12 protein-coding genes are annotated in these 15,694 nt (G+C 71.6%); 3 read left to right on the top strand and 9 right to left on the bottom strand.

Features of this window, described 5'->3' with window-relative positions; genetic code table 11:
• Positions 1-29: 29 nt before the first annotated feature.
• Positions 30-917, bottom strand: a complete 888-nt coding sequence (locus AB0D67_RS19755) for a LysR family transcriptional regulator (protein WP_362937234.1) — start codon at positions 915-917, stop codon at positions 30-32.
• A 167-nt stretch (positions 918-1,084) separates the two neighbouring features.
• Between AB0D67_RS19755 and AB0D67_RS19750 the strand changes: the two genes are divergently transcribed.
• On the top strand, positions 1,085-1,906 hold the full coding sequence (locus AB0D67_RS19750) for a GNAT family N-acetyltransferase (RefSeq protein ID WP_362937231.1): 822 nt from the start codon (positions 1,085-1,087) through the stop codon (positions 1,904-1,906).
• Between the two features lie 210 nt (positions 1,907-2,116).
• On the opposite strand, the gene AB0D67_RS19745 is transcribed toward AB0D67_RS19750, so the two are convergent.
• The 8 genes from AB0D67_RS19745 to metH all read right to left on the bottom strand — a co-directional run bounded on the left by AB0D67_RS19745 (position 2,117) and on the right by metH (position 13,416).
• A complete protein-coding gene (locus tag AB0D67_RS19745; protein ID WP_362937228.1) occupies positions 2,117-3,172 on the bottom strand; it encodes a dipeptide ABC transporter ATP-binding protein in 1,056 nt (351 codons plus the stop codon).
• On the bottom strand, positions 3,169-4,224 hold the full coding sequence (locus AB0D67_RS19740) for an ABC transporter ATP-binding protein (protein WP_362937225.1): 1,056 nt from the start codon (positions 4,222-4,224) through the stop codon (positions 3,169-3,171). Before AB0D67_RS19740 ends, AB0D67_RS19745 begins: the two co-directional genes overlap by 4 nt.
• Positions 4,221-5,234, bottom strand: coding sequence for an ABC transporter permease (locus tag AB0D67_RS19735; RefSeq protein ID WP_362937222.1), 1,014 nt, complete (start codon positions 5,232-5,234; stop codon positions 4,221-4,223). The genes AB0D67_RS19740 and AB0D67_RS19735 overlap by 4 nt, the downstream gene beginning before the upstream one ends.
• Before the next feature lie 84 nt (positions 5,235-5,318).
• Entirely contained in the window at positions 5,319-7,097 is a 1,779-nt protein-coding gene (locus AB0D67_RS19730; protein ID WP_362937219.1) for an ABC transporter substrate-binding protein, read from the bottom strand.
• 68 nt (positions 7,098-7,165) lie between these two features.
• Positions 7,166-8,176 carry an ABC transporter permease gene (locus AB0D67_RS19725; RefSeq protein ID WP_362937216.1) on the bottom strand — a complete coding sequence of 337 codons (1,011 nt, stop codon included), beginning with the start codon at positions 8,174-8,176 and terminating at the stop codon, positions 7,166-7,168.
• Between the two features lie 261 nt (positions 8,177-8,437).
• Complete coding sequence (locus AB0D67_RS19720) at positions 8,438-9,019, bottom strand: cellulose synthase (protein WP_362937213.1); 582 nt, start codon at positions 9,017-9,019, stop codon at positions 8,438-8,440.
• Between the two features lie 259 nt (positions 9,020-9,278).
• On the bottom strand, positions 9,279-9,929 hold the full coding sequence (locus tag AB0D67_RS19715; RefSeq protein ID WP_362937210.1) for an HAD family phosphatase: 651 nt from the start codon (positions 9,927-9,929) through the stop codon (positions 9,279-9,281).
• A gap of 22 nt (positions 9,930-9,951) precedes the next feature.
• Positions 9,952-13,416, bottom strand: a complete 3,465-nt coding sequence (metH, locus tag AB0D67_RS19710; RefSeq protein WP_362937207.1) for a methionine synthase — start codon at positions 13,414-13,416, stop codon at positions 9,952-9,954.
• 423 nt (positions 13,417-13,839) lie between these two features.
• Here metH and AB0D67_RS19705 point away from each other — a divergent pair, with 423 nt between their 5' ends.
• Complete coding sequence (locus AB0D67_RS19705; RefSeq protein WP_362937204.1) at positions 13,840-14,694, top strand: PAC2 family protein; 855 nt, start codon at positions 13,840-13,842, stop codon at positions 14,692-14,694.
• A gap of 286 nt (positions 14,695-14,980) precedes the next feature.
• Positions 14,981-15,586, top strand: a complete 606-nt coding sequence (locus AB0D67_RS19700; RefSeq protein WP_362937201.1) for a hypothetical protein — start codon at positions 14,981-14,983, stop codon at positions 15,584-15,586.
• Positions 15,587-15,694: the final 108 nt, after the last annotated feature.

Genomic DNA, 15,694 nt, shown 5'->3' with positions numbered 1-15,694 from the left:
GTGTTCCGCGTGCCGCCGGGAACCCGCGGTCACGGCGCGGGCGGGTGGCCCGCCGGGGCGTGCCGGCGCAGCTCGGCGAGGATCCGGGCGAGCACCGGCCGGGTGTCGGCGCGCCGCCAGGCGACGGCGACGGTGCACCGCAGGTCGCCGGAGAGCGGCACGAACACCACCCCGGTGCGGGCGTAGTGCTCGTCGGTGCTCTGCGACAGCAGGGCGATCCCCTGACCCGCCGCCACCAGCTCCAGGGTCTCCTCGATCGCGTCGGACCCGATCTCACCGGCGACGTCCGTCACGCCGAGCGACCCGGGGCCGCGGAAGTCCCGCCAGACCGGGTCGGGACTGCGCGGTACCACCCACACCCGGCCGCCCAGGTCTCCCGGGCCGAGGACGGGGGCCCGGGAGAGCGGGTCACCGACGGGCACGGCGACGGCCCGGCGGTCGGCGCCGACGATCCTGGTCTCCAGGGCGTCGCCGGTCAGCGGCGGCCACACCACGGCCAGGTCGCTGGCCCCGGTCAGCAGGCCGCAGGAGGGGTCGTCGAAGTCGAAGCGGCGCAGCCGTACGTCCCGGCCGGAGGCCCGCCGTACGGCGCCGAGCAGGGCCGAGGTGCGCGTCCCCGCCGCCTCGCCCATGAAGCCCACGGTGAGGCCCGGGGCGTCCCCGGCGAGCAGGGCCTCGAACTCGTCGGCGGCGGCGGTCACCGCGACCGCGTGGGCCAGCACTCCGGCGCCCAGCTCGGTCAGACGGGCGCCGTCGCGGTCTCGGACCAGCAGCGGACGGCCCGCGGCGGCCTCCAGGCGGCGCACCGCGGCGCTCACCGTCGGCTGGCTGACCCCGAGCGCGGCGGCGGCCCCCCGGAAGGAGCCGGCGCGGGCGACGGCGACGAACGCCCGTACGGCGGGCAGCGTGACCTCCATCCGGCGATGATAGCCGTCGGCTATCGGCATAGCGGGAAACTGTCGGAGCGCCGGCGTCCCGTGCCCGAGGATCGCCTCGTGATGTCCGCGGGACGGGCGGGCCGGGCCCGTCCGGGCGGTGCTCTCCGGCACCGCTGTCCGGGCGCCCGGGACCTTGGAGGAACGTGATGATGATCCGGGAGCTGACGCCCGGCGACCTCGACGGCTGCCTGCGGCTCGCCGAGGACCGGGGCTGGGGCAGGGAGGAGCGCAAGTGGCGTTTCCTGCTGGAGGGCGGTGAGGGGTACGGGATCGTGGACGACGCCGGGGAGCCGGTGGCGACCGCGATCCTGACCCGGTACGGGGACCGCACCGCGGCGGTCAGCATGGTGCTGGTGGCCTCCCGCCTCGCACGGCGGGGCCTGGGCACCCGGCTGATCTCCCACGTGCTGGACCGGGCGGGCGGAACGACCGTGTTCCTGAACGCCACCGCCCAGGGACGGCCCCTGTACGAGAAGCTGGGGTTCCGGGTGACCGGTGGGGCCTCCATGCACGTCGGGCTCTTCACCGGGCCGCCGTCGGGCGCCTCCCGCGCCGCGCGGCCGGAGGACCTGAAGGCGATCGCCGACCTGGACGCGGAGGTCGTGGGCGCGGACCGGTCCGGTCTGCTGCGGCGCTACGCGGGCTTCGCCGAGGAGATCCGGGTGATCGACCACGGCCGGGGCGTGTCGGGGTACGCGGGGATGTGGCGCAACGTCTCCGACACGGTCGTCGGCCCGGTGATCGCGGCGAGCCCGGAGGACGCCCGGGCACTGGTCGCCGACCTCGCCTCACGGGCCGGGCGGCCGGTGCGGCTGGAGATCGAGGACCGGCGCCCGGAGCTGGCGGCGTGGCTGGCCGGGCACGGTGTGACCGCGGGGATGCGGACATCGGACATGGTCGCCGGGTCCGGGCCGCTGCCCGGCGACCGGTCGCGGTTCTTCGCCCCGGTCATGTCGGCGCTCGGCTGAGGGCCCGCGGACCGGACGCGGCTCCCGGGCCCGGAGCGGCTCGCCGGGCGAAGCGGCTCACGGGCCGGGAACCGCTCGTGAGCCGGACGCCGGGGCCGTCGGGCCGGGCACGGACGGGCACGTGGGAGGAGACGCCGGGCGCCGGGACGGGGCACGCCCGTCCCGGCGTCACGCGGGATGCCCGGCCGGGCGGTCCGCCCGGCGGGAGGGTCAGGCCGGGACGGTCTCCCCCGGTGCGGGCCTGGCGGCCGGGCCGGGGGCGTTCTCCGGGAAGTGGCAGGCGACCTGGTGGCCTGCGGCCAGCTCGACCAGCGGCGGCTCCACCGTCTTGCAGACCTCCTGGGCCTTCCAGCACCGGGTGTGGAAGCGGCAGGCGGGCGGCGGGTTGAGCGGGCTGGGCACGTCGCCCTGGAGCCGGATGCGCTCGCGGTCCTTGCGCCGACCCGGGTCGGGGACCGGGACCGCCGACATCAGCGCGTTGGTGTACGGGTGCATGGGCGACTCGTACAGGTCCTTGCGGTCGGCCAGCTCGACGATCTTGCCGAGGTACATGACCGCGACCCGGTCGCTGATGTGCCGGATGACCGACAGGTCGTGCGCGACGATGACGTAGGTCAGGTCGAGCTCGTTCTGCAGGTCCTCCAGGAGGTTGACCACCTGCGCCTGGATCGACACGTCGAGGGCGGAGACCGGCTCGTCGGCGATGATGAGCTTGGGCTTGAGCGCGAGCGTGCGGGCGATGCCGATGCGCTGGCGCTGACCGCCGGAGAACTCGTGCGGGTAGCGGTTGTAGTGCTCGGGGTTGAGCCCGACCAGCTCCAGGATCTCCTGGACGGCCTTCTTGGTGCCCTGCTCGGTCTGGATGCCCTGGATGCGGAAGGGCGCGCCGACGATGGCGCCCACCGTGTGCCGGGGGTTGAGCGAGGAGTAGGGATCCTGGAAGATCATCTGCATGTCGCGGCGGAGCGGCCGCAGGGACGACTGCGACCTGTGGGTGATGTCCTCGCCCTCGAACACGACCTTCCCGCCGGTCGGCTCCAGCAGGCGGGTGATCAGGCGGCCGGTGGTGCTCTTGCCGCAGCCGGACTCGCCCACGAGGCCGAGCGTCTCTCCCTTGCGGACGTCGAAGCTGACCCCGTCGACCGCCTTGACCGCGCCGACCTGACGTCTGAGCAGGCCCTTGGTCACCGGGAAGTGCTTCTGCAGCCCCTGGACGGACAGCAGCGCACCGGAGTCGGTCACCGCGGCGCCCTTGTCGTCAGTCACGTGCTCTCCAACATCGGCTTGATCTCGTTTTCCCAGATGGCCCGCCGCTCCGCGGGCGGCATGTGGCAGCGGACCAGGTGGCCGCCCTCGGTCTCGGTGAGCAGGGGCACCTCGGTGGTGGCCTTGCCCCCGGTGCGGTCCTCGTAGGTGCAGCGCGGGTTGAAGGCGCAGCCGGACGGCACGTTGATCAGGGAGGGCGGGCTGCCCTTGATCGGCATCAGCCGCTCGGTGGGCTCGCGGTCCAGGCGGGGCATGGAACCCAGCAGACCCCAGGTGTAGGGGTGCTCGGGCCGGTGGAAGATGTCCTCGGCGCTGCCGTACTCGATGCACCTGCCGCCGTACATCACCAGGATGTCGTCGGAGAGCTCGGCGACCACGCCGAGGTCGTGGGTGATGACGATCAGCGCGGAGTTGAACTCGCGCTGCAGGTCGAGCATCAGGTCCAGGATCTGCGCCTGGACCGTCACGTCGAGGGCGGTGGTGGGCTCGTCGGCGATCAGCAGCTCCGGGTCGCACGACAGGGCCATGGCGATCATGGCGCGCTGGCGCATGCCGCCGGAGAACTCGTGCGGGTAGCTGTCGACGCGCTTGTCGGGCTGCGGGATGCCCACCCGGCCGAGCATGTCGATGGCGTGCTTGCGGGCCACCTGCTTGCTGACCTTGTGGTGGATCCGGTACGCCTCGATGATCTGGGCGCCGACCGTGTAGTACGGGTGCATGGACGACAGCGGATCCTGGAAGATCATCGCCATCTTCTTGCCGCGCAGCGTCCGCACGTGATCGGCGCTCGCCCCGACGAGCTCCTCGCCGTCCAGCCAGATCTCACCGGAGATCTTCGCCCGGCCGCCCTTGTGCAGGCCGAGGATGCCGAGGCTGGTGACGCTCTTTCCGGAGCCGGACTCGCCCACGATGCCCAGGGTCTTGCCCCGGTCGAGCTTGAACGACAGGCCGTCGACCGACTTGACGACCCCGTCCTCGGTCGGGAAGTGGATGCGCAGGTCGCGCAGCTCCAGGAAGGAGTCGGGCGCGGGGGAACCGGGCGCCGCCGTCATGAGAGCCTCACCCTCGGGTCGACCACCGCGTACAGGATGTCCACGATGAGGTTGGCCAGGACGATGAAGAAGGCCGCGAACATGGTCACGCCGAGCACGACCGGCAGGTCGTTGCCGCGGATCGCGTCGATGACCAGCTTGCCGACGCCGGGGATGGAGAAGGTGCTCTCGGTGAGCACGGCTCCGCCCAGCAGCAGGCCGACGTCGAGCCCGAAGATGGTGAGGATCGGGGTCAGCGTGGCGCGCAGCGCGTGCTTGGTGACGACCGTGCTCTCCTTGAGACCCTTGGCCCGGGCCGTGCGGATGTAGTCCTCGCCCATGGTCTCCAGCATGCCCGCCCTGGTGAGCCGGGCGTACAGGGCCGCGTAGAGGAACGCCAGGGTGATCCAGGGCAGGACGAGCGCCTGGAACCACATGACGGGGTTGTCGGTGAACGGGGTGTAGCTGCCGCCGCCGGGGAAGATCCCGAGTGTGTAGGCGAACACCGCCAGCGAGACCAGGCCGGTGAAGTAGATGGGCAGCGAGACGCCGGCGAGCGCCACGGTCATGGCCGCGCGGTCGAGCGCGGTGCCGCGTCTCAGCGCGGAGACGATGCCGATGCTGACACCGGTGATGAGCCAGATGATCGCCGCGCCCGCGGCCAGCGACATCGTCGCGGGCAGCCGGTCGAGCAGCGTCGGCCAGACCGGCTGGTTGTTGTTGAAGGAGTAGCCGAAGCAGGGCGCCGGGCACTCGGCCTTGCGCGGGCCGAGCGAGTAGTCCTCGCCGACGACGATGCCCTTGGCGAACCGCCCGTACTGCACGATGAGCGGGTCGTCCAGGTGCAGCCGCTTGACGGCGCCCTGGATGGCCTCGGGGGTGGCATCCCGTCCGACGTAACGCGACGCCATGCCCTCGGGGGTCTGTCCCAGGGCCCGTGGGATGAGGAAGAAGATCGCGAAGGTGGCGGCGCTGACGACGGCGAGCATCAGCACGGCGGCGATCACGCGGCGGACGATGAATGCGACCACGATCGTTCGGCCGGGTGCCCGGGAGGGTCGCTCCCGGGCACCGTGGCCTTCACCTGCCTTTGGTTGGCTAGAGAAGTACTGCTACTACTGCTGCTTGACGCCGAGCCACGTGTAGTCGTACATGCCGTAGGCCGGGTGCACGTACACGTTGGTCAGGGTCGAGGGGCGGAAGAGGAGCGTCTTCTCGTAGACGAACGGCATGAACGCGGCCGACTCCATGACCTTCTTGTCGACCTCGGCCCAGATCTCGTTGCGGGCCGCCGTGTCGGTGGTCTGGATGCCCTTGTCGAGCAGCTCGTTCACGGTCGGGTCGTTCAGCTCCATCATGTTGTAGTTGCCGGAGTCCTTGATGAAGCGACCGTCGACGATCTGCGACAGGAAACCGAAGCCGGACGGCCAGTCGGAGCCCCAGCCGGCGATCATGATGCCCAGGTTGTTCTTGTGCACGAAGTCCGGCTTGCCGGCGTACTGCGAGCTCCAGTCACCCGAGGGGTACTTCTTGATCGTGGCCTTGATGCCGACCTTGTCGAGCGAGGCCTGCAGGGCCTCGGCGACCTGGACCTCCTTGACCCGGTCACCGCGGACCGCGATGTTGGTCTCGAAGCCGTTCGGCTGGCCGCAGGCCTTGAGGCTCTCCTGGGCCTTGGCCTTGTCGCCCTTGTGGTCCTGCCCGTTGGGGAACAGGTCGAACGCCTTGTAGCCCACGGTGGTCGGGGTCATCGCGGTGCTGCCGATGTCACCGCCGAGCGGGCCGCCCCACGGCGCCTGGGTGGCGACCTTGTCGGTGATGTACTGCACGGCCTTGCGGCACTCGATGTTGTCGAACGGCTTGACCTTGGTCGACATCATCGCGTAGCGGTTGAACGGCGTGTACGGGTTGTCCGACGAGTTCTTCAGCTGCGGGTTGCTGACGATCTTGGCGCGGGCGGCGGGCTGGACGCCGGTGCCGCCCAGGTCGACGTGGAGCTGCCCGTTGATCAGGCGCTGGTCGATGTCGTCGGCGTTCTGCTTGTACTGGACCTCGATGCGGTCCGGCAGCTGCTTGCGGGTGGTGTCGGTGGAGGGGTCCCAGTTCTCGTTCTTGACGAGGGTCAGCTGCTTGCCGACGTCGTAGCTCTCGAACTTGTAGGGGCCGGTCGAGGCGACGTTCTTCTCGTAGTCGAGACCGTTGTCCTTGGCCTGCGGCACCGGAGCCGACTGCGGGTTGGCGACCAGGAAGTCGAACTCCGCGAACGGGGCCTTGAGCTTGAAGACGACGGTGGAGTCGTCGGGGGTCTCGACGCCCTTGAAGTCGTCGAGGTTCTTGTCCTTGTACGGGCCCTTGTAGTCGCCGGCGTCGAGGTACTGGGCGAAGTACTTCGGGCCGTCGGTGAGCTCGGAGGTGAAGTTGCTGCGGGCGATGGCGTACTTGACGTCGGCGGCCTTGACCTCGGTGCCGTCGTCGTACTTGATGCCCTTCTTCAGCTTGTAGGTCCAGGTCTTGCCGTCGTCGCTGGCCTGACCGGGGCCCTCGGCGAGGTCGGGGACGAGCTTCAGTCCCTCCTCACCCGGGGCGGGCTGGTAGGTCATCAGCGGACGGGCGTACAGCCGCGAGAAGTTCCAGTTCCAGGCGTAGTAGGTGTTGCCCGGGTCCGTGGAGTCCGGCTCGTCGGTCAGCGCGAACTTGAGCGTGCCGCCCTTGGCGTCGGAGGCGTTGATGACCTTGGTGTAGCCATCGTTGAAGGCCGTGCCGGAGGCTCCGGTGCCCTGGTTGCCCGAGCCGGTGTTGTTGCCGCCGCCGCCGGCCGTGCCGCCGCAGGCGGCGAGACCCATGCTCAGCGTGGTACCCAGCGCGGCGAGCGCCAAGGCTTTGGTCTTCCTCATCGTGGTGGTACACCCCTTGTCGTGAAGTGGCGGTGGTGGAGACGGACGGGCGCGACGGTCGCTTCGCGCTACCTGGCTCGCGGGTCGAGGGCGTCCCGCAGCCCGTCGCCCAGGAGGTTGAAGGCCATCACGGTGATGAAGATCGCGAGGCCGGGGACGATCATGAAGTGCGGGGCGATCTGGTAGTAGTCGACCGCCCGGGTGAGCATGCCTCCCCAGGACGCCTGGGGCTCGTTCACACCCACGCCGAGGAACGACAGCGACGCCTCGAACATGATGTTGGTGGGGATGAGCAGCGTGGAGTAGACCAGGATCGGCGCCACGAGGTTCGGGAACACCTCGCGGAAGATGATGTAGCCGTTGCTCGCCCCCAGCGAGCGGGCGGCGTCGACGAACTCGCGCTCGCGCAGCGACAGCGTCTGGCCGCGCACGATGCGCGCGATGTAGGGCCAGCTGAAGAACCCGATGATGAACACGATCACCGCGAGGCGCAGCGTGTTGCCCTTCATGCCGATCGCCTGGTCGGGCAGCGCGCCGACGATGGCGATCGCGAACAGCAGCAGCGGGAAGGCCAGGAAGACGTCCATCAGCCGGCTGATGAACGTGTCGATCCAGCCGCCGAAGTAGCCGGCGAGCACGCCGAGCAGCGCGCCGATCACCACCGAGACGAGCGTGGCGAGGAAGGCGACCAGCAGCGAGATCTGGGCGCCGGACAGGATGCGGGCGAAGACGTCGCGGCCGTTGACCGGCTCCAGGCCGAAGGGGTGCTCCAGGCTGATGCCGCCGAAGGCGCCCGTCGGCGCGCTGGTCATCGGGTCGATGAGATCGTTGTTGGGGATGTTGGGCGAATCGCCGAAGAGGGCGACCAGTCCCCCGAAGGGACGCTCGGCGAAGATCGCCACCAGGACGAGGAACACCACCACGACCGCGCCGGCGACGGCGGCCTTGTCACGCTTGAGACGGGTCCAGGCGATCTGGCCGAGCGAACGGCCTTCGATGGCCTTTCCGCCCGTCCCCTGGAGAACGGCCTCCGGCTGGGCCTCCAGGGCCTGTCCGGAGACGTCGAGCGGTGTGGTCATGCGTGTGGCCCCCTGGGTCCCAGACGACGTTGTCCGACGGGTGCGCCCGGGTGGGGTGCGCCCTCCTGCTGTTCGGAACCGTGCTCACGGTCCTGGACGCAGAATCTATGGGCTGATCTGCACAGACCAACCCCTGAGGGCGCTATGTGGCTCAACTGTGATTCATGCGCAATTCATTTGTTTTGATCATCGGCCGAATGTCTGGAAGCCGTTCCGCTTCTGTCTCGGATTCGTGACATTGCACTGACAGGTAACTCAGTGTCAACCGATCCCACGTCGCTTGAGGATGTCCTCGATATCCGAGAAGTCGTCGTCGGAGGAGGCCGCGGGCTTCCCGGCGGGCTTCCCGGCGGGCTTCGCGCCGGGCCGGGCCATGGGCTGGGTGCCGGACCCGGAGGCGGACCGGGCGGGATCGGCGGGCGCCGCCCCGGGGCGCGACAGCGGCCGGGTGCCCGAGGAGCCCCGTACGGCGCCGCCCCCGGCGGCCCCCGCTCCCCCGTCGGGCGACTCCGCCGCCCTCCCGGACCCGGCCGTCCGCAGCCGGCGGCCGCGCACCGCCCCGGTCACCACGAACAGCACGGCCGACAGTCCGGCCAGGGCCACCCCCGCCCACACCATGGGGTTGAGCACCGCGCCGGTGACGAACCCGACGATCGCCGTGCCGATCCGCCAGACGGTGGGCAGCGCGCCCGTCAGGTAGGCCGCCAGCGGCAGCAGCGACCAGGCCACCCCCCGCAGCCCGGACAGCGCTCCCGCGCGGCGCATCCGCAGGAAGCTGAGCAGCAACCCCACCCCGGTCAACCCGGCGCAGAGCGGCAACCACGCGATCTGGTCGAACGACATAGCGGACCGTCCCTCGTATCGGCGTACCCGTCCTCCATCCTGGCACGCGGAATCGCGGGGATCCCTCCTCCCCTGGGAGGGACGGTCCCCTAGGGGACGGATCCGGGGGCGGCGGCGGCCTCTCGGGGATGTCCCCGGGTCGGCGGACCGCTTCGAGGACCGGGCGCCTCCCGGGGCTGCGGGCTTTCCAAAGGCGAGGCCGGGGGGCCGGGGGGCCGAGGGGGACGCGCGGCCGGCCCTCTGAGGGGGCCGGCCCGGGTCAGGCGGCGCCGACGACGTGCGCCCGGAGCACCTCGACGTCGACCTCGCGCAGGGAGGCCACGACCAGGCGGCCGGGGGCCGGGGGGATCGGCAGCACGCTGGGCACGGCCACCACCCGGCAGCCGGCGGCGGTCGCCGCGTTCACGCCGTTCGGCGAGTCCTCCAGGGCGACGCACCGGGCCGCGGCCACCCCCAGCAGGCGGACGGCCGTGAGGTACGGCTCCGGGTCCGGCTTGGTCCGCGCCACGTCGTCACCGGTCACCACGCGGTCGAAGTGGTGACGGCCGATGGAGGCCAGGCAGGCGTCGGCGATCGGCCGGACCGAGGAGGTGACCAGGGCCGTGGGCAGGCCGGCCCGCCGTACGGACGTCAGCAGCCCGGCGGCGCCCGGCATCATCTCCACTCCGGCGGACAGCCGGCGGGTCATGCCCTCCAGCATCCACGCCTCCACGTCGGCCGGGTCGGCGGCCGACCCGGTGACCCGGAGCATGTACTCCACGGCGGCCGGCATGGAGCCGCCCACCAGGTGCCGCTGGTCGGCGGGACCCCACTCGCCGCCGAGCCGCGCCATCACCTCGCTCTCGACCTCGAACCACACCTTCTCGCTGTCCACGAGAAGCCCGTCCATGTCGAACAGAACCGCGTCCATATAACGGTGGAACCCCTGACGGTCAGACGTTGAAGTAGCCGGCCTCGGGATGGTGGGCCACGAGCGCGGAGGTCGACTGCTCGGGGTGCAGCTGGAACTCCTCCGACAGGCTCACCCCGATCCGCCCGGGGTCCAGCAGCCCGGTGAGCTGCACCTGGTCCTCCAGGTTGGGGCAGGCGGGGTAGCCGAAGGAGTAACGGCAGCCGGTGACGTCGACCTTCAGCATGGCCTCCAGCGACTCGTCGCCGCCGATGCCGAGCTCGGCGCGGACCCGGGCGTGCCAGTACTCGGCCAGCGCCTCGGTGAGCTGCACCGACAGGCCGTGCAGCTCCAGGTAGTCGCGGTAGGCGTCCTTGGCGAACAGCTCGGCGGTGGCCTCGGCGATCCGGCTTCCCATCGTGACGATCTGGAAGGCGACCACGTCGGTCTCACCGGACTCCCGGGGGCGGAAGAAGTCCGACAGGCACAGGTGCCGGTCGCGCCGCTGGCGCGGGAAGGTGAACCTGGTCCGCTCGCGGCCCGCGTCGTCCAGGATCACCAGGGAATCGCCCTCGCTGACGCACGGGAAATAGCCGTAGACGACCGCCGCCTCCAGCAGCCCCTCGGTCTGCATCCGGTCCAGCCACATCCGCAGGCGCGGCCGCCCCTGGGTCTCGACCAGCTCCTCGTAGGAGGGGCCCGCGCCGCCGCGGGCGGCCTTGAGGCCCCACTGGCCCATGAACGTCGCCCGCTCGTCCAGGAACGCGGCGTAGTCGGCGAGCGGGATGCCCTTGACCACGCGGTCGCCGTGGAAGGGCGCGGCCGGCACGGGGTTGGCGGTGCTCACGTCGGAGCGGGCGGGCAGCTCCTCCTCCGGGGTGCGCCTCAGGGTCGCGCCGGTCCTCACCCGCCGCTCCCGCAGCGGCGGCAGGGCCGCGCCGTCCACGCCGCGCTTGACCGCCATGAAGGCGTCCATCAGCCGCAGCCCCTCGAAGGCGTCGCGGGCGTAGCGGACCTCGCCCTCGAACCGCCCGGCGAGGTCCTGCTCGACGTAGGCGCGGGTCAGCGCGGCGCCGCCGAGCAGCACCGGGTACCTGCCGGCCAGCCCCCGGGAGTTCATCTCCTCGAGGTTCTCCTTCATCACGACCGTGGACTTCACCAGCAGCCCGGACATGCCGATCACGTCGGCCCGCTGCTCCTCGGCGGCCTCGAGGATCGCCGACACCGGCTGCTTGATGCCGAGGTTGACGACCTCGTAACCGTTGTTGGACAGGATGATGTCCACCAGGTTCTTGCCGATGTCGTGCACGTCTCCCTTGACGGTGGCCAGCACGATGCGGCCCTTGGTCTCGCCCTCGACGCGGTCCATGTGCGGCTCCAGGTAGGCCACGGCGGCCTTCATCACCTCGGCCGACTGCAGCACGAACGGCAGCTGCATCTGCCCCGAGCCGAACAGCTCGCCGACGGTCCTCATGCCGTCGAGCAGCACGTCGTTGACGATCTCCAGGGCGGGGCGCCGGGTGAGCGCCTCGTCGAGGTCGGCCTCCAGACCCTTGCGCTCACCGTCGACGATGCGGCGCCTGAGCCGCTCCCACAGCGGCAGCGCGGCCAGCTCCTCGGCCCGGCCCGCCTTCACCGCGGCGGCGTCGACGCCCTCGAACAGCTCCATGAACCGCTGCAGCGGATCGTAGCCCTCGCGCCGGCGGTCGTAGATCATGTCCAGGGCGACCTGGCGCTGCTCGTCGGGGATCCGGGCCATCGGCAGGATCTTGGAGGCGTGCACGATCGCCGAGTCGAGGCCGGCGTTGACGCACTCGTTGAGGAAGACGCTGTTGAGGACGACCCGCGCGGCCGGGTTGAGGCCGAAGGAGATGTTGGACAGCCCGAGGACCGTCTGCACGCCCGGGTGGCGGCGCTTGATCTCGCGGATCGCCTCGATCGTCTCGGCGCCGTCGCGGCGGGTCTCCTCCTGGCCGGTGGCGATGGGGAAGGTGAGGGCGTCGATGACGATGTCCTCGACCCTCATCCCCCAGCCGGCGGTGAGGTCGCCGATGAGGCGGTCGGCGATCCCGGTCTTCCACTCGGCGGTGCGGGCCTGACCCTCCTCGTCGATGGTCAGCGCCATGACGGCGGCGCCGTGCTCGCGGACCAGCCGCATGATCCTGGTGAAGCGGGAGTCGGGGCCGTCGCCGTCCTCGTAGTTGACCGAGTTGACGATCGCGCGGCCGCCGAGCGCCTCCAGCCCGGCCTCAAGGACGGCGGGCTCGGTGGAGTCGAGCACGATGGGCAGCGTGGAGGCGGTGGCGAAGCGGAACGCCAGCTCCCGCATGTCGGCCACGCCGTCGCGGCCGACGTAGTCGACGCACAGGTCGAGCATGTGCGCGCCGTCGCGGGCCTGGGCGCGGGCGATCTCGACGCACTCCTCCCAGTCCCCGGCGAGCATCGCCTCGCGGAACGCCTTGGAGCCGTTGGCGTTGGTGCGCTCGCCGATGGCGAGGTAGGAGGTGTCCTGCCGGAAGGGGACGGTCTGGTAGAGGGAGGCGGCGCCGGGCTCGGGGCGCGGGCGCCGCGCCCCGAGCTCGCGGCCGCGCACCCGCTCGACCACCCGGCGCAGATGCTCGGGGGTGGTGCCGCAGCAGCCGCCGACCAGCGACAGGCCGAAGTCGCGGACGAAGTGGTCGTGGGCGGCGGCCAGCTCGTCGGGGGTGAGGGGGTAGTGGGCGCCGTCGGCGGTCAGCACCGGCAGCCCGGCGTTGGGCATGCAGGACAGCCGCACCCGGGCGTGACGCGCGAGGTGGCGCAGGTGCTCGCTCATCTCCGCCGGGCCGGTGGCGCAGTTCAGGCCGATGACGTCGACGCCGAGCGGCTCGATCGACGTCAGTGCCGCGCCGATCTCCGAGCCCAGCAGCATCGCGCCGTTGGTCTCGATCGTCACCTGGGCGATGACCGGCACGTCGCGGCCGGCCTCGGCGATGGCCCGCCGCGCGCCGACGACGGCGGCCTTGACCTGGAGGAGGTCCTGGGCGGTCTCGATGATCAGCGCATCGGCGCCGCCGGCGATCAGGCCGGCCGCGTTCGCCTGGTAGGCGTCGCGCAGCTCGCCGTACGGCTTGTGCCCGAGGGTGGGCAGCTTGGTGCCCGGGCCGATGGAGCCGAGGACGAAGCGGGGGTGGTCAGGGGTGGACCAGGCGTCCGCGGCCTCCCGGGCGACGCGGGCCCCGGCCTCGGAGTACTCGTGGACCCGGTCGGCGATGTCGTACTCGCCCAGCGCGCTGAGGTTCGCGCCGAAGGTGTTGGTCTCGACGCAGTCGACGCCGACCTCGAAGTACGCCTCGTGCACGGCGCGGACGATGTCGGGGCGGGTGACGTTGAGGACCTCGTTGCAGCCCTCGTGGCCCTCGAAGTCGTCGAGGCCGACGTCGTGGGCCTGGAGCATCGTCCCCATGGCCCCGTCGGCGACCATCACGCGCTGGGACAGGACGTCACGGAAGGACGGGATGCTCGTCATGGCCCCAAGGGTACTAATCGATCCGACCTCGGTCGTTCACGACGGCGTCCGGATGCTGACATCGGAATGACCGGATGCTGAACCCCGCGCGCCGGGCGCCCTCCCCCTCCGGAGATCCCGGAGGGGTCCCGGGAGCCGTCGCGGGCGGGGGGCCGGAGCCGTCGCGGGGAGGCCCCGGGCCGGCCCCGCCCCGGCCGGCGGGAGACCGGGTCCGCCGCGGCGGACAGGCCGGGCGACCCCGCCCGGACGAGGTACGCGAGCCCCGGCGCAGCGGGGGAAGCGGCCCGTGTCCTGGGAATTCGGTGATGGCCACCGCACCGCATAGGCTTATCCGGTAGACGGCCACGGCTGGGTCCTGTTTCGTGGATCCTCGCCGTGACGAGGATCCACGAAACAGGACCTGGGCGAGGAAGGAGGCCGCGCGTGATCGAACTCGAAGGTCTACCCAAGCTCGTCGACCCGGTGCTCATCGCCGCGTTCGAGGGGTGGAACGACGCGGGCGAGGCCTCGAGCGGAGTGATCGCGCATCTCGAGAACGAGTGGAAGGCCACACCGCTGGTCTCCTTCGACCCCGAGGACTACTACGACTTCCAGGTCACCCGCCCGATCGTGGAGATGGGCGACGGGCTGACCAGGTCGATCACCTGGCCGACCACCCGGCTGCTGGTGGCCCGGCCGCCGGGGGCCGACCGCGACGTCGTACTGCTGCGCGGCATCGAGCCCAACATGCGCTGGCGCACGTTCTGCCAGGAGATCACCGATGTCTGCCGTCACGTGGGAGTGGAGCTGGCGGTGCTGCTCGGCGCGCTGCTCAACGACTCCCCGCACACCCGGCCGGTGCCGATCGTGGGCTCGGCGAGCGACGAGGACCTGGCGCGGGCGATCAACCTGGAGCTGAGCCGCTACGAGGGGCCGACCGGCGTCGTCGGCGTCCTCCAGCACATCCTGGGGGAATCCGGGATACCCGCGGTCTCGCTGTGGGCGTCGGTGCCGCACTACGTCGCCCAGCCGCCCAACCCCAAGGCCACCCTGGCGCTGCTGCGCCGCATGGAGGACCTGCTCGACATCCCGATGCCGCTGGGTGAACTGGCCGAGGAGTCCAGGGCGTGGGAGCACGGCGTGGACGAGCTGGCCTCCCAGGACAGCGAGGTGGCCGAGTACGTCAAGGAGCTGGAGGAGCGCAAGGACGCCGCGGAGCTGCCCGAGGCCAGCGGCGACGCCATCGCCGCCGAGTTCGAGCGCTACCTGCGCCGCCGCGACCGCGACGGCGACGGCTGAGACCCCGGGAGCGGACACGGCCCCGGGCTGCGGCCCGGGCCGGCGGGCCCCGACCCCTCCCGGGCGTCCCTGGGAAAACACTCAGCGCATCGTTACCGTTACTCCATCCCCGGCGCGCCCACGCGGGTCCATAATCGGCCCCACCCGGTTCGGCTGCGGACCGTCCGCCGGGTGACCGCTGTGTAACGATCAGACGACCCGGAGGGACACAGCTCCGTGAACTCCGGTGAACGACCCCTCCCCCACGCCGCACATTGTCCGGGTGACTGCGCACGTTAGGGCAACCATGGCGACTCCCCAGCTCGACCCCCGTCGGCTCGACCCCTATCAGAAGGCCCAGGAGACGCGGCGCCGTGTCCTCGAGCTGGCCGGGCTGATGAAACGCGAGGACGGCGAGAACGCCGCCTCCTCACCCCGCGCGGGCGGCGCCGCCCCCGGCCAGGCGGTCGACATGTTCCTCGCCCTGCTGCAGGACCGGCTGCCGGTATGGCTGCGCATCCTCGACGACCTGGCGCACCTGGTCGGCCGGGGCGAGGTCGGCGGCAACCTGCTGCCCGTCGCGCGGGCCGGCATCGACTACTACGTCGAGGTGCAGTCGGCGGCGCTGCCGGTCTTCAGCTCCCCCTCCGTCACGGTGCGCTTCCGCGAGGCGCTGCGCGACTCCGCGCTGGGGCCGATGGCGGAGGTGGTGCCGCTGACCGCCTACCTCGCGGCCGAGCAGCGCGCGGGCCGGATCTCCTCCGGTGTGGACCCGATCGCCAGCGCGCGCCTGCTGCTGGCCGGGTGCTTCCGCCACGCCTACTACGAGATGCTCGTCGGCACCGACCTGCTGCCCTCGCGCGACGCCGCGGCCGGGGAGATCGTCCGGGAGCTGAGGCTGGACCCGTCCTGAGGCCGCCGCCCCGGCGGCGCCGACCGGCCGTGGTACGGCGCGGGCCCCCGGTGCCGCCCCCGCCGTCCGGCGCCGCGGCCTCGGAGGGGGCGGAGCGACACCAGGCGG

Origin of the sequence: Streptosporangium sp. NPDC048047 (assembly GCF_040653115.1) — a bacterium.
Lineage (GTDB): Bacteria > Actinomycetota > Actinomycetes > Streptosporangiales > Streptosporangiaceae > Streptosporangium.
The sequence above is the reverse complement of the archived record's forward strand: the minus strand, read 5'-3'. Positions and strand labels throughout refer to the sequence as shown.